The 14,178-nt window shown below is 46.2% G+C and carries 13 protein-coding genes; 7 read left to right on the top strand and 6 right to left on the bottom strand.

Annotation, left to right across the window (positions count from 1 at the left end; all coding sequences use genetic code 11):
- Positions 1-265 precede the first annotated feature (265 nt).
- From IM792_RS00230 to IM792_RS00240, 3 genes are all read left to right on the top strand, one after another.
- A complete protein-coding gene (locus IM792_RS00230; protein WP_228084867.1) occupies positions 266-1,576 on the top strand; it encodes a gluconate:H+ symporter in 1,311 nt (436 codons plus the stop codon).
- Positions 1,577-1,686: 110 nt separating this feature from the next.
- The gene (gene gnd / locus IM792_RS00235; RefSeq protein WP_194099672.1) at positions 1,687-2,664 is read left to right on the top strand and encodes a phosphogluconate dehydrogenase (NAD(+)-dependent, decarboxylating); all 978 of its coding nucleotides are present in this window, start codon (positions 1,687-1,689) and stop codon (positions 2,662-2,664) included.
- Positions 2,665-2,733: 69 nt separating this feature from the next.
- Positions 2,734-4,260, top strand: coding sequence for a carboxylesterase family protein (locus tag IM792_RS00240; RefSeq protein ID WP_194099673.1), 1,527 nt, complete (start codon positions 2,734-2,736; stop codon positions 4,258-4,260).
- 42 nt (positions 4,261-4,302) lie between these two features.
- Here the strand turns inward: IM792_RS00240 and IM792_RS00245 are convergent, their stop codons facing one another.
- Positions 4,303-4,764, bottom strand: coding sequence for a DUF4268 domain-containing protein (locus IM792_RS00245; RefSeq protein WP_194099674.1), 462 nt, complete (start codon positions 4,762-4,764; stop codon positions 4,303-4,305).
- Between the two features lie 113 nt (positions 4,765-4,877).
- Here IM792_RS00245 and IM792_RS00250 point away from each other — a divergent pair, with 113 nt between their 5' ends.
- Genes IM792_RS00250 through IM792_RS00265 form a run of 4 tightly spaced genes read left to right on the top strand, consistent with a single transcriptional unit; the run spans position 4,878 to position 8,548 of the window.
- Positions 4,878-5,777, top strand: coding sequence for a polyphosphate kinase 2 family protein (locus tag IM792_RS00250; RefSeq protein ID WP_194099675.1), 900 nt, complete (start codon positions 4,878-4,880; stop codon positions 5,775-5,777).
- A 29-nt stretch (positions 5,778-5,806) separates the two neighbouring features.
- Positions 5,807-6,784, top strand: a complete 978-nt coding sequence (locus IM792_RS00255) for a Gfo/Idh/MocA family oxidoreductase (RefSeq protein ID WP_194099676.1) — start codon at positions 5,807-5,809, stop codon at positions 6,782-6,784.
- 18 nt (positions 6,785-6,802) lie between these two features.
- The gene (locus tag IM792_RS00260) at positions 6,803-7,237 is read left to right on the top strand and encodes a GNAT family N-acetyltransferase (protein ID WP_194099677.1); all 435 of its coding nucleotides are present in this window, start codon (positions 6,803-6,805) and stop codon (positions 7,235-7,237) included.
- A 57-nt stretch (positions 7,238-7,294) separates the two neighbouring features.
- The gene (locus IM792_RS00265) at positions 7,295-8,548 is read left to right on the top strand and encodes a S41 family peptidase (RefSeq protein WP_194099678.1); all 1,254 of its coding nucleotides are present in this window, start codon (positions 7,295-7,297) and stop codon (positions 8,546-8,548) included.
- A gap of 61 nt (positions 8,549-8,609) precedes the next feature.
- Here IM792_RS00265 and IM792_RS00270 read toward each other — a convergent pair whose 3' ends face one another.
- The 5 genes from IM792_RS00270 to IM792_RS00290 all read right to left on the bottom strand — a co-directional run bounded on the left by IM792_RS00270 (position 8,610) and on the right by IM792_RS00290 (position 14,153).
- Entirely contained in the window at positions 8,610-9,923 is a 1,314-nt protein-coding gene (locus IM792_RS00270) for an NAD(P)/FAD-dependent oxidoreductase (protein WP_194099679.1), read from the bottom strand.
- 96 nt (positions 9,924-10,019) lie between these two features.
- A complete protein-coding gene (gene secDF / locus IM792_RS00275) occupies positions 10,020-12,983 on the bottom strand; it encodes a protein translocase subunit SecDF (RefSeq protein ID WP_194099680.1) in 2,964 nt (987 codons plus the stop codon).
- A 124-nt stretch (positions 12,984-13,107) separates the two neighbouring features.
- On the bottom strand, positions 13,108-13,590 hold the full coding sequence (locus IM792_RS00280; protein ID WP_194099681.1) for a dihydrofolate reductase: 483 nt from the start codon (positions 13,588-13,590) through the stop codon (positions 13,108-13,110).
- A complete protein-coding gene (locus tag IM792_RS00285) occupies positions 13,591-13,974 on the bottom strand; it encodes a type II toxin-antitoxin system death-on-curing family toxin (RefSeq protein ID WP_194099682.1) in 384 nt (127 codons plus the stop codon).
- Complete coding sequence (locus IM792_RS00290; RefSeq protein ID WP_194099683.1) at positions 13,971-14,153, bottom strand: hypothetical protein; 183 nt, start codon at positions 14,151-14,153, stop codon at positions 13,971-13,973. The genes IM792_RS00285 and IM792_RS00290 overlap by 4 nt, the downstream gene beginning before the upstream one ends.
- Between the last annotated feature and the right edge of the window lie 25 nt (positions 14,154-14,178).

Genomic DNA, 14,178 nt, shown 5'->3' on the forward strand with positions numbered 1-14,178 from the left:
AACAGTATTGGTTTTGTATTATAAATGGTTATTCTAATATAGTAAAGAAATATTCACTGTCAATATAATACAAAATATAATACACGGTGTTATAACGGTTTAGCAAAATTGGTGTACTAAATTAACTAACCCGCTGTGTGGTATATTAACAAAATAGTGCGGTTTTTATTCAAGTTTGTAAAAGCCGTTTTTTTGCCTGCCTAAAATGCTACTTTAGTGGCAACCGCAATCAATTATTTACTTAATACTCAACTATAACCTGCCCATGCTTGTAGTTTTATTATGCATTATACTGCTTATTGTTTTGGTAAGCTGGTTCAAGCTTAACCCATTTATAGCCTTCCTCATTGTATCAATAGTGGCGGGTTTGCTGCTGCAAATACCGGTCATGAATTTGCTCTCGTCCGTACAAAAAGGCTTGGGCGATACCCTTGGCTCATTAGCTGTTATTATTTGCCTGGGGGCGATGCTGGGCAAACTGGTGGCTGTTAGCGGGGCGGCGCAAAAAATAGCATCGGTACTGGTAAACGCGGTGGGCACAAAGTATATACAATGGGCGCTGGTAGCTACGGGCTTTATTATAGGCATCCCGCTGTTTTACGGTATCGGCTTTGTGCTGATGGTGCCGCTTATATTTTCGGTAGTATATAAGTATAAAATTCCGGCGGTGTTCATTGGTTTGCCTATGCTGGCGTCGCTATCGGTAACGCATGGTTTTTTACCGCCGCATCCCTCGCCCGCGGCACTGGTGGTGCAGTTTAATGCCAATATGGGTATTACGCTGATGTATGGGCTCATCATCGCCATACCTACCATTATTTTAGCCGGACCGGTATTCGCCCAAACGCTAAAACGCATTCCATCAAACCCCTTAGCCACTTTCAGACCCGAGGATATACCTGCCGATAAATTACCCGGCGCTTTCCGTAGCTTCGGTATAGCCTTGTTGCCCGTATTTTTGCTGATGGGTACGGCCGTGCTGCCTGCCATGTTCAATCTGTCTGCCAACGGCATTAAATGGCTTACTCTTATCGGTGATCCATCCGTAGTAATGCTTATTACACTTGGCGTGGCCTCTTATTTTTTAGGTACGGCACAAGGCCGCAGCATGAGCGAGCTGAACACTATTTATACCGATGCTGTTAAGGATGTAGCGCTGATCCTGCTCATTATAGGTGGCTCGGGCGCGTTTAAGCAGGTACTTACCGATAGCGGTGTGGATAAACAGATAGGCCATGCCCTGCAACAATTACCCTTAGATCCGTTAATATTAGGTTGGCTGATAGCCGCCATTATCCGCGCCAGTTTGGGGTCGGCAACGGTGGCTGGGCTTACGGCCGCAGGTATTGTGGCTCCGCTGGTTATACACAGTCACGCCGATCCTAACCTGATGGTGCTGGCGATAGGCGCGGGCAGTCTGGCCTTTTCGCACGTTAACGATTCGGGCTTTTGGCTGTTTAAGGAGTATTTTAATTTGAGTATGAAAGATACCTTCCGGTCGTGGTCGGCCATGGAGTCGCTTATAGCTATAATTGGGCTTGGCGGGGTTATGCTTTTAAAAGCTTTTATGAGTTAATATAACACATTCATTCGCTCAAATGTTATCAGTGATGATATGTTTATTTGTACCTGAAATTCATTGTTTAAACTATTGGCCGATGCTACAATGTCGGCACACCAAAAATTATGGAAAATAATAAATACGGAATAATAGGCTTGGGTAAAATGGGTGCTAACCTTGCTTTGCAAGCTGCCGAAAAAGGATATACCATACTGGGTTATGATAAATTCGTTCCGCTTATACCCGAGCAGGAAAACCTGCAAATAGTTGATGAGCTTACCACCCTTGTTGCCGGTTTACAACGCCCCCGAAAGATATTTATTTACATACCCGCCGGCCCGGCTATTGATAGTGTGATAACCGAGCTAAAACCCCTGCTTGATGGGGGCGATATCATTATTGACGGTGGAAACTCCTACTGGGGCGACAGCATTCGCCGTGCCGAAAAGCTGAAGGAAGAAGGCCTGCACCTGATAGACTGCGGTACCAGCGGCGGCATAAACGGCGCACGTAACGGCGCCTGTTTTATGGTAGGCGGCGATAAGGATGCCGTGAGCCAGATAGAAGGTTTACTGCGCGATCTGGCTGTGCCGCATGGGTACTCGTACACCGGTAACTCCGGCTCAGGGCATTTTGTTAAGCTGGTGCACAATGGCATTGAGTTTGGCATGCTGCAAGCCATTGGCGAGGGCATGGCCCTGTTAGCGGGCTACCGCGAAAAGCTGGACGTGAGCGATATACTCCATACCTGGAACCACGGCTCGGTAGTACGCTCGTGGCTGGTGGAGCTGATGAAGCAATTGTATGATGAAAAGGAGGGCTACAACGTACCATCGTACGTAGAAGATACGGGCGAGGTGAACTGGCTGGTGAGCGATGCCATGAGCATGGAAGTAGCCATACCTGTTATAGCGCAATCGGTAATGCAATTGATCGCTTCGCGCGATTCGGCTAACATAGCGCCCAAGGCCATCGCCATGATGCGTAATGGTTTTGGCGGGCACCCGTTCGGCCCCGAGGCAGGTATTGAGCACGAGCGCCATTTCGGCCGGGTAGGGGGCTTCCCGCCGGTAAATATGGACCCGGGCATTGTGCAGTCGTAAAAAGCTTACCGCCTTTAACTTGCAGATTGTTGATATAATGTATAGCATTGTATATCAATTCTAAACTTCATGAAAAACGTATTCCTTTTGCTGCTATTAATTAGTGTGCTGCCCGCTATCGCCCAAAAAACAAAAGTTAAAACCGCCAACGGTTTGCTGGAGGGTGTTACCGAAGCCAGCGGCATCCGATCATATAAAGGCATCCCGTTCGCGCAGCCACCGGTTGGCGATTTGCGTTGGAAAGCCCCGCAATCACCCAAAAACTGGACGGGCGTACGCAAGGCCGATAAATTTGGTCCGCAGGCTATGCAAAAGTTCATATTCAGCGATATGGTGTTCCGCAGCGATGGCAAAAGCGAGGATTGCCTGTACCTCAACGTATGGACTCCCGCCAAAAAAGGCAATGAAAAGCTACCTGTGCTGGTCTATTTTTACGGCGGGGGCTTTGTAGCGGGCGACGGTTCTGAACTGCGTTACGATGGTGAGAACATGGCCAAAAAAGGCATTGTAAGCATTACGGTGAATTACCGTTTAGGCGTGTTTGGCTTTATGGCGCACCCTGAGTTAACGGCCGAATCGCCAAACCATGCTTCGGGCAATTATGGCTTGCTTGATCAGCATGCCGCGTTAGAGTGGGTTAAAAAGAACATCGCGGCTTTCGGCGGCGATCCATCAAAAGTAACTATAGCGGGCGAGTCGGCAGGTTCCATGTCGGTTAGCGCGCAAATGGCATCGCCATTGTCAAAGGGTTTGTTCCGTGGCGCTATCTGCCAAAGCGGGGCCATTTTAGGTAACCTCACACCTATGCCGCACGATCAGGCCGAGCAGTTGGGAGTAAAGTTCGCTACCACCGCGGGGGCCGCTAACCTGGCCGATCTGCGTAAGCTATCTGCCGATAAATTGCTCGAACTATCAGCCGGTGGCCGTTTTGCGCATAGTATTGATGGTTACTTTTTAACCGAAAAACCCGAAAATACCTTTACCACAGGCAAACAAATGGACGTCGCGCTAATGGCCGGTTGGACATCTGCCGAAGTGGGTTTCCAGGGCTTATTGGGTAACCATCCGCCTACATTGTCTGTTTATAAGGATGCCATACAAACTTTGTACGAGGGTAACGCGCCCCGTATGCTTGAAGCCTATCCGGCCACTACGGATGATGAGGTGATAAAAGCCGCTACCGAACTGGCATCCGACAGGTTTATCGCTTACTCCACCTGGAAAATTGTGGATATGCACAGCAAGTCAAGCAAAAAGAATGTGTACCGCTACCTGTTTTCGCAAAAACGACCGGACACAACCCAAGTATTAGTTGGCGCGCCGCATGCATCAGATATTGAATATTCTCTCGGTAACCTGCCCCTGGTAACTACCTTTAAATGGACGCCAGCCGACTACAAGGCATCGCAAATTACGCAGGATTACTTTGCCAACTTCATTAAAACCGGCGACCCTAACGGCACCGGTTTACCCGTGTGGAACGAGGTGAAAAGCGGCAAGCCACCTGTGCAGGTACTATCTGCCCAAACCGTTGCCAACCCCGACGATACCGCCAAACGCTACGCGCTTTTAGATGAGCTGAATGCTAAAAAATAATTGTACATAAGTAAGCGCTTACGTAAATAGTTACGTAAGTACTTACTTAAATATCTCGAAACTGTATTGCGCGGTGCTCCAAAATTCATCCAGGGCAATAATGCGTGGTTTTAAAAATGATATCAATGCCGGCCAATCATCTCTGTTAAAAATACTGGCCTTGTGCAGGGTATAACTTATGCGAACGGTGTATTTGCTATAGATATCCATGTGGTCGGGCTGCCAGTCCCATTCCTCCTGCATCTGGTCGGTAAACAGGCGTTTAAATTGCAGGAATTGCTCGTAAAAAAGCTCACGTATCTCAGCATCAGGGTGGGCGAATTCAACCATGATAGTGGCCGAGCGATTATCGGTATCCATCTTAAAAAACAGGTTACGTATGCCTGTTTTATAGTTTATCCAGTTCACCTTTAACCCATCTGCCGATAGCTGGGGCGACATATACTTACCAAATGCCGTCCAGAATGCCTGCCTTATTTGTGATGCTTCTTCCCTTGAGTACAAAACTTTTTTGGCGCAAAGGTAAGCTAATTACAGTAAGCCTTAAAATGCCCGGTAGCGCAGTATTTTAAAACCTTATCTAACAAACCATCATTATATTAGCTTAAACATCATCTATGAAAAAAATAACCGAGCTTTTTAAAGTTACCGATGGCAGTAAATTCAAACTGGCCGATTACAGTACCGATAATACCGGCGATTACGTTAAAGCCGATGCCGATGGCGTGCTGAGCGATCTGAAATCGCAAATTGCACTACTGCAAACCGAGCTTTACGCGGCCAATAAACAATCGTTACTCATCATTTTTCAGGCTATGGATGCTGCCGGTAAGGATGGTGCCATAGCGCATACCATGTCGGGCATTAACCCGCAGGGCTGCCAGGTGTACAGCTTTAAGCAGCCCAGTACCGAGGAGTTGGATCATGATTTTTTATGGCGACATTACCGTGCCCTGCCCGAGCGTGGTCGCATAGGTATACATAACCGCTCGCACTACGAGAATGTGCTGATCACCAAGGTACATCCCGAATATATATTGAAGGAGAATTTGCCCGGCATCAACAGCGTGAAGGATATTGACGATGATTTCTGGAAAAAACGCTATCAAAGCATCCGTAATTTCGAGAAGCATTTGGCTGCCAATGGTACAGTGGTGATCAAATTCTTTTTAAACCTATCGAAAAAGGAGCAAAAGGAACGCTTTTTAAAACGCATTGACGACCCGGCTAAAAACTGGAAATTCTCGCAGGCTGATGTGCACGAGCGCCAGTATTGGGATGATTACATGAAGGCTTACGAAAAGGCCATAGCCGAAACCGCTACCGATGACAGCCCCTGGTATGTGCTGCCTGCCGATAAAAAATGGTTCACCCGCATTGCCATATCAACCATAGTGCTTGATACATTGAGCCAGCTCAACCTTAAATTCCCTGAATTGCCCGAAGCGGAGCGTGCCCGGTTACAGGAAGCCGGTGAGCAATTAAAGGCCGAAAAGATTAGGGCTAACATACCATAAACCACGCCGCAACAATTATATTTGGCTATATGGAAACCATAGTTTGGGGAATTATAGGCTGCGGCGATGTTACTGAGAAAAAGAGTGGTCCGGCGTTTAACAAGGTGCCGGGCAGCAGGTTGGCCGCCGTTATGCGCCGCGATGCCGCCAGGGCTGAGGATTATGCCCGCAGGCATGGTGTACCCAAATGGTACAGCGATGCCGCTGAGCTTTTAAACGATGCTGAACTGAACGCGATATATATTGCCACGCCACCATCATCGCACCTGCCTTATGCGCTGGATGCGCTTAAAAAAGGCCGCTATGTGTATGTAGAAAAGCCCGTTACCCTTAACGCCGCCGAAGCCGAGGCTATGGCCGCTGCTGCAAAGGCTGCCGGAGGTAAATTGGTGGTTGCTCACTATCGCCGCCGTGTGCCGTTGTTTTTAAGGATCAAGCAATTGCTTGATGATGGCGTGGTGGGTGATGTGCGCACCGTGCAGTTACGCATGTGGCAAAGTCGCAAGCCCGCGTTAGTAGCCAAAGTAACCGATAACTGGCGTGTTAACCCCGAACTTTCGGGCGGGGGATATTTCCACGACCTGGCACCTCACCAGCTCGATCTGATGTTGTATTACTTTGGCGAGCCTGCTCAATATTCGGGCTACTCGCTTAACCAGGCAGGCACCACCCCGGCTGATGATCATGTGTGCGGCACAATCCTGTTCAAAAACAATATTGTGTTCAATGGCTCGTGGAGTTTTAATGTGGGCGATGACGAACAGATTGATAGCATTGAGATTGTGGGCACCCGTGGCCGTATCACGTTTGCCTGCTTTGGCAATTACATAAAATGGCATAGCGACAGGGAGCATCATACCGAAGAATTTGTACACCCCGAGCATATACAACAACCCATGATTGCCGATATTGTGCGGTATTTTAACGGCGAAACAAGCAACCCCTGCACCATTGAGGAGGCTGTTACGCTGATGAAAATTATGGATGCCTTTACCGGTAAGCCATAATATTTATTTTTGCTGACGATGAATAATGATATAAAAGTAGCTAAGGTTACTACTCAGGCCGATCTGGATACGGTGCATGCCATCAGGCGCGAGGTGTTTGTGGTTGAGCAAAATTGCCCGCCCGAGATTGAGTGGGAGTACGAGGACGAGTCGATACATTTTTTAGGTACGCTTAACGGCGAACCTGCCGCCGCAGCGCGCTGGCGCAAAACCGCGAACGGTTACAAGCTAGAGCGCTTTGCCGTGCTCAAGCAATTCAGGGGCAAGGGCGTAGCGCAGGCTATGGTGCAAGCCGTACTTGATGATCTGCCTGCTGATGCTGATTACATTTACCTGAACGCGCAGGTACAGGCTATGGGCTTGTACAGCAAGTTAGGGTTTGAGCCGCAGGGGCCTCAGTTTGAGGAGGCAGGTATTCAGCATTACAAAATGGTATTCAAGGGTAGCCGATAATTGCTGCCCCGGTTAATCCATTGGCTGGCCTGATAGTCAATTGTTGATATATCACTTATGAAAAACCTATACACAATCTTATTGGCATCGCTGTGCTCGTTTGGCGCGGCGGCTCAAACCTCATCAACCTATCAGGCCGACCTCGACGGGGTTTATTCAACACTTAAAAGCACTCCATCCTACAAGGATCAAATAAAGGGCGACGCTAAAACACGATATGAGGCTCTGTATCAAAATTTGCGCACTCAGCAGCCCACAACACAGTTGCAGGAGTTTTACTTGCTTACGCGGCTTGTACAAACGTTAAGGGATAATCATTTGGGTTTTTATGAGTGGGGTGATACAAAACTGGATCATACAAAATTATCCGATAGCACTTACGTAAGTACTTACGTAAATTCCGACGCATTTAAAAACTTCCCCAAAAGCAATGTAAATGTTGACTCATTGGAGCAAGCCCTGACCGGCAAGCCACGAAACGGGGTAGAAGGTATATATTACCTCACCAATGTTTTAAAGGCTGGTGTTTATAGAACAAGCAAACCTGATAGCCTGGTGGCTGTGGTGCTATCATCCAAACAACGTATATGGCAGCGGGGGCAGTTGCTGGCTGTTTTTAACGAGGTATCTCCCAATAACTTTGAGGGTGTGTGCGTTGAGCCGTCTTACAAGATATTTCAATACAATCATCGCATAAAATTTGCCGCCAATAAGCTTAACCTGTATTATCTGTGGGACAAGTATCCCGCCGAAGCCGACCATATCAGCATACCTGCCGGTACACCTAAGTTTCAGTTTAAAACCATTGACGAAAAAACACAATACCTGCGCTTAGGCAGCTTTGGAACCAGCAATATAGATTTGGCCGAAACGCAACGTTTTTATGATAGCGTTAAAACCCTGGTAAATGCCGGTAGCAGCCTCATTGTCGATCTGCGCAATAATGGCGGCGGTGGATGGAAGGCATCTAAAAAGTACCTCGATCTGGCAATGAAACACAGCAAAAAGGCACAGGTATATGTACTCATCAATCACTCAACGGTAAGCAATGCCGAGCAGTTCACCTTAAAGTTGAAGGGGCAAAAAAACGTAACGGTTTTAGGTACCGATACCAAGGGCATGTTAACCTATGGCAGCAACTACGGCAAAACAGCCACCATGCCCAGCGGCAAATACCGCCTCTACCTTACCGATATGCGCGATGATGGCAACTATCTGCAATATGAGGATATCGGCATAAAACCCGACCAATACCTCAACCCGGATAGTGACTGGATAGGGCAGGTACAGACGGTTATCAAAAGCAAATAAAATAAAGAAAGCTCCCGCTTATGTGCAGGAGCTTTCTCGTTTTAGCTATATCAGTAAAATATTATTGATCGGCTTTGGTAACGGCATTAAGCTGCGCGTCCGATTTTTCTTTGATGAATTTACGGATGATCAGCCTGTTACCGCCGTTGTAGCTTACGTAGCTGGCAACCCAGTTAATAAACACAACCCAACGGTTACGGCCACCCATCAGCGATATTAAGTGGATGAACATCCAGGTCATCCAGGCAAAAAAGCCGCTCATTTTTATCTTACCAATATCGGCAACGGCTTTGTTACGGCCAATTGTCGCCATCGAGCCTTTATCAAAATAGCTGAACTGCTCGGTTGGCTTATTTTCAATAATATTCAGTATGTTTTCGGCAACCTTAACACCTTGCTGCATGGCCACTTGCGCAACGCCCGGGTGCCCGTTAGGTGTAGCCTCGGTAATGCTGGCCGCAACGTCGCCAATGGCGAATATGTTGGTGCTACCTTCAATTTGGCTAATGCCGTTTGTTTTGATGCGGTTACCGCGTACAATGTTATCTTTATCAATACCTGCCGGTACCTGGCCCATTACACCGGCCGACCATATAACGCTCTTGGTTTTGATGCTTTTGCCACCCTCAAAGTTGATCACCTCGCCATCGTAGCTTTCAACCTTAGTGCCTAATAACAGTTCAACACCCATACCGCGTAATGATTTTTCGGCCGCTTTTGATGACTCTGCTGACATTGGGCCTAATACCCTCGGCAAAAAGTCGACCAGGTAAACCTTCATTTCCTCTTTGCGCAGCTCAGGGTAATCCTTGGTCAGTATGTGGTTACGTATCTCGGCTAATGATCCGGCAAGCTCCACACCGGTTGGGCCCGCGCCTACCAGTACAAAGTTCAGATATGGCTCACGCGCCTCTTTTGATGGCTGCAATACAGCGGCCTCCAAATTTTGTAATATCAGGTAACGAATGTTAAGCGCCTCGGGGATGGTTTTCATTGGCATGGCAAAACGCTCGATATCCTTATTACCAAAGAAGTTGGTGGTTGAGCCTGTAGCAATTACCAGGTAATCGTAGTTGATATCGCCAATGCTGGTTTCAACGTAATTAGCCTCTTTGTTTATTGATTTTACTTCGGCTATACGGAAGCGGAAGTTTTTTTGATCGTCAAATTTTTTACGGATAGAGAAGGCTATGGATTCACACTCCAAACTGCCCATAGCAACCTGATATAACAGGGGCCAAAAGCCATGGTAGTTGTTTTTATCGAGCATTAATACATTAACCGGCTTGTTCTTTAGCTTTTTGGCTACCTCAATGCCGCCAAAGCCTCCGCCTACAATTACTACTAATGGAAATTTTGAATTTTCGAAATCCATGTGTTATGGTATATATTTATGTTAAAAGTTTGATGTATGTATAAAGCAAAAAAGCCCCAAATGTTCTTTGGGGCTTTCTTAAATTTTTGTCAAATTTTATTTAAGACCTTTTTTCCCAAAGTCGATGATTACCGGTGTTGCCACACAGATGGACGAGTATGTACCAAATGTGATACCGATAAGCAGGGCGAAAGAGAACCCTCTGATCACGTCGCCGCCAAAGATAAACAATACGATCAAAACAAACAGTACCGTAAGTGAAGTAATTATTGTACGGCTTAAAGTGCTGTTGATTGCGTTATTGATAACTACCTCGGTAGTTTCACCTTTATTGTTATGGAATTTCAGGTACTCACGTATACGGTCAAACACAACCACGGTATCGTTAATTGAGTAACCAATAACGGTAAGGATAGCCGCGATAAACGCCTGGTCAATATCAAGCGAGAATGGCAGGGCATCCTTAAACAGTGAGAAGAATGACATTACCAGCAAGGCATCGTGCACGGTAGCAACCAATGCACCAAGGCTGTACTGCCACTTACGGAACCTAATCAGGATGTATGCCGCGATAACCAATATAGCGAATACTACGGTCAGCGTAGCCGAAGTTTTTAAGTCGTTTGATATGGTAGGGTCAACCTTGGTACGGCCAACTATGGTATAGTTTGGCGATACTTCCTGTAAACCTTTTGTTAAAGCGCTTTCAACCTTAGCGTCAGCATCTTCTGATTTATCTTCAAGCAAGTAGTTGGTAGTGATGCTCAGTTTATCTTCACCAAAGGTTTTAACCTCAGCCTTACCAACACCCAGGTATTTGGTAACAGCCTCACGGGTTTGCTCAGCATCGATCTTTGAATCTTTAAACTGAACAATGTAGTTATGGCCACCCTGGAAATCCACACCGTAGTTAAAGCCACGGGTTACGATAGATACGATACCTGCCGCGATGAATATACCTGAGAATGCGTAGAATTTGAAACGGTTTTTAACGAACGCGAAGTTGGCATTTTTAAAGGTATGCGCGCTCCATGCGTGCGAGAATTTAACATCCCAGCCTTTTTCAAGCATCCATTCAAATATCAACCTTGAGATCAATAGTGAACAGAACAATGAGGTTACGATACCGATCATCAACGTGCTGGCGAAACCTTTGATAGGGCCTGAACCGAAGATCAATAGGATAGTAGCTGTTAAGAAGGTACTGATGTTAGCATCCAGAATTGATGACAGGGCGTGTTTAAAACCATCAGCAACTGATTGTTTTAATGATTTACCCAAGGCCATCTCCTCACGTACACGTTCATATACCAGTACGTTGGCATCAACCGCTATACCCAGGGTTAGCACGATACCGGCTATACCAGGCAGGGTTAATACCGCGCCGAAGCTGATCAATACACCCATCAGGAACACTACGTTGATCAATACCGCAACTACCGCTACGCTACCTGCACGGTTGTAGTAAACAACCATGAACACCAATACTACCACAAAGCCAAGCACACATGATAATAAACCGGCACTGATAGCTTCCTGACCTAATGACGGACCTACAACAGCATCGTTAACAATGCGTGCAGGGGCAGGCAAACGACCTGCTTTTAACACGTTGGCTAAATCCTTAGTATCTTCAACAGTAAAGTTACCTGATATTGATGATACACCGCCTGAGATCTCGTTTTGCACGTTAGGGGCAGAGTATACGTTATCATCAAGGACTATGGCGATAGCTGCTTTTGATGGGGCCGCTTCGGCAGTAATATTTTTCCATGATTGGGCACCGCTTGAGTTCATGATCATTTGAACATCAGGGCGGCCTTTCTCGTCAACGTCAGCTTTCGCGTCGGTTATCACGTCGCCGGTTAATACAGGGCCGTTTTCAGCACCCGATAGTTTGATGGCGTATAGTGTAAATGCTTTTTCTTTAGCATCAGTACGTGGCTTAACATCCCACAGGAATTTAATATTGCTTGGAGTAGCGCTTTTTGCTTCGGCGCTTCTCAGCATATCATTAACCTTGGCGGTATCCTGTAAACGAGCTATACCAACCGCAGGACCAGGCTGCAATTGCATGCCGTTTTGGCCCTGGTATACAGCCGGAGTAAGCACTGCGAATAACGGGTTAGCGTTTTGCTGTTTTAACTTGTTGTTGGCAGCGGCGCTGTCTTTACCTGCGCCTTTACCCAGTTTGCCTAATAACGAGGCATCGCCTTTGGCTGTATCTTTAGCAGCAGCAGCAGCAGTAGTAGTAGTGGCTTTAGCGGTATCGGCAGTTTTGGCTGCTGTTTTGTTTTTGGCCGCAATCAGCTTATCAATATTGGTCAGGATAGGGTATACCTCCTGATTATCGAAAGTTTTGTAGAACTCCAGTTTAGCGGTACCCTGTAAAAGCTTGCGTACACGTTCAGGGTCTTTTACACCCGGTAGCTCGATCAGGATACGGTTTGTACCTTGTTGCAATTGGATGTTAGGCTGAGCAACGCCAAACTGATCGATACGGGTATTCAATACCGTGTACGATTGTTTAACGGCAGCATTAGCCTGATCTTGCAGGTAAGTTTTTACCTGATCATTGCTGGCGTTGAATTTAAGGTTAGCCTGATTATCCTGAGTTGAGAAGATGGTGGCCAGCTTACCGCTTGGGTTAAGCTTTTCATATTCGTCAACAAAAAGGGTAATGTAATCTTTTTGGCTGTTTACCTGTGCTTTCTCTGCATTCAGCAAAGCCTGGTTAAAAGCAGCATCAGGATTGTTGTTGCCTAATTTTTTTACCAGCTCGCGCAGTGATACCTGCATGGTAACGTTCATGCCGCCTTTCAGGTCCAAACCCAAAGCCAATTCATGACTTTTACAATACTGATAAGTATGGTTTAAAACAGGGTAAACAGGCAGTTGCTCTACCGAGTCGAGGTAAGCTTTCTCTTTTTCGGGGTTGCCCTTAGCGTACTCGCTGGCGTCGCCTTCAACCTTCTGAACAACCCATGTTAGCGAAAAATAATAGAAGCTGAGCAAAGCCAGCACTATTGCAAAAAATTTGATGATCCCTTTACCTTGCATCGTGAAGTGTAACTATTGAATATATTATAATTTAGTCTTTACAGCGTTTTTTTATAAGACGGCAAATCTAATAAAATTTCTACAGCAAGAAATTTTAAATTAAAACAAAATAAAATGCACTTTGTTAGCGCCTTTCAAGCGTGATGATGGAGTATGTGTAAGCATGCTTTTCGTCAGCCTCATAATCGGTACGCGCGGTTTCGTTCCATTGGCTGTAATCTATCTGCGGAAAATAGGTATCCCCCTCAAAATCGTGGTGAACAATGGTTAAGTAGATCTTATCAGTAAGCGGCATGGCCAGCTTGTAAATTTCGGCACCACCAACAATAAACACCTCATCTTCATCGGCACATAAAGCCAATGCAGCCTCAACACTGTTAACCACCTCGCAGCCTTCAATGCTGATGTTTTGGCGGGTGATAACAATATTACGGCGCTTAGGCAACGGCTTACCCACCGAGTCAAAGGTCTTTCGCCCCATAATAACCGTATGGCCGCTGGTGGTGTTCTTAAAATGTTTCAGATCATTAGGCAGATGCCAGAGTAACTGGTTGTTAATGCCGATAGCGTTGTTTTGCGCTATGGCTACTATGATGGATGTGGTCATTTATTTGGAAATAGGTTTTATATTGGCTTTTATCCATTCCTTGATCTCGTCAAACCGGATGTCGCCTGTACTCGCGCTGATCACGAATTGATATTTTTCGCTCTCAGGTGCATGAATATATAAACCATCTGTGCGGAGTAATATCTCCAGCATCATATAAGCAATACGTTTGTTGCCATCCATAAAAGGATGATTGATGATGAGGCTTTCAAAAATAGCTGAGGCTTTGTCAATGGCAGTAGGATAGAGGTCGGTGCCATCAAATGTTGCGAACGGGCGGCTTAATGCCGATTCAAGTAAAATATCTTCACGAACACCTTTGCTTCCGCCAAATTCATCAATCAATCTATTATGAATGCGGACAGCGGATTGAAAACTGATCATTGCGCTAATTTTTGGAGCAATTCCTTGTTTTCTGAAATTATTGCGTCCACATGGGCATCAAGGGCAGCATCATCCCAATATTGCTTTTTATTGATCAAGTCAAGCAATTCCTTTAAATCGCGCTCCGGCATTTTTTCAACCGCCTTGTGTATCTCGTCTTTTAATTCGGCAATGCTCATAATGTCAAATTTACGCAAATCTATT

Source organism: Mucilaginibacter sp. JRF, assembly GCF_015223065.1.
GTDB lineage: Bacteria > Bacteroidota > Bacteroidia > Sphingobacteriales > Sphingobacteriaceae > Mucilaginibacter.